Source organism: Vibrio sp. Isolate32, assembly GCF_022397955.1.
Taxonomy (GTDB): Bacteria; Pseudomonadota; Gammaproteobacteria; order Enterobacterales; family Vibrionaceae; genus Vibrio.
In genome coordinates, this window is sequence record NZ_JAKEUQ010000082.1 from 1 (window position 1) to 709 (window position 709).

At 41.2% G+C, this 709-nt stretch carries 3 tRNA genes; all 3 read right to left on the reverse strand.

The annotated features are described in order from the left end of the window. Positions 1-353 precede the first annotated feature (353 nt). The 3 genes from L1D11_RS22505 to L1D11_RS22515 all read right to left on the reverse strand — a co-directional run bounded on the left by L1D11_RS22505 (position 354) and on the right by L1D11_RS22515 (position 616). A tRNA-Val gene (locus L1D11_RS22505) sits at positions 354-429 on the reverse strand. A 33-nt stretch (positions 430-462) separates the two neighbouring features. Next, a tRNA-Lys gene (locus tag L1D11_RS22510) sits at positions 463-538 on the reverse strand. Between the two features lie 2 nt (positions 539-540). Then, positions 541-616 (reverse strand) — tRNA-Glu (locus L1D11_RS22515). Positions 617-709 lie beyond the last annotated feature (93 nt).

Below are 709 nucleotides of genomic sequence, written 5' to 3' on the forward strand. Positions count from 1 at the left end.
TCATCAAGAAGGGTTAATTCTTGATGACTGTTTGCCGGACTCAATGTGAATCAAACTAAAGTTTGATTCGAATACAAGACACTTGAATGTGTTTGTTGTGTTTATACCGTTCTTATTAACTAAGAGCAGATAAACATTGAGAACTTTTAAATTTGATTAACTTAATCACAGCCTTGAGCTGTTTGATTTCACTTTTTAAAGTGAAAACCAATTAAGTAATCAGTCAGCTTTCCAAATTGTTAAAGAGCATGTATTCCGAAGAATGCATTTTCTAAAGACTCTCGCAGTCGAAAAAACCAACCAACGACATAAGAAGTGGTTTGGAGTTTTAACTTCCAAGAATATTTAGAGAATGGTGGGCGATACCGGGCTCGAACCAGTGACCCCCTGCTTGTAAGGCAGGTGCTCTCCCAACTGAGCTAATCGCCCACTAAAAGTTTTAATTCCTTCGTGGAGAAAGAATGGTGGGTCGTGCAGGATTCGAACCTGCGACCAATTGATTAAAAGTCAACTGCTCTACCAACTGAGCTAACGACCCAATGGTATCCCGTAGGGGAGTCGAACCCCTGTTACCGCCGTGAAAGGGCGGTGTCCTAGGCCTCTAGACGAACGGGACACTGGATTGAAGAACTTGGGAGTTCTTCGTCTCTTTTACTTTTTAAACCGTATCAATCTGTGTGGACACTTATCGTGAATATCTTCGTATAAG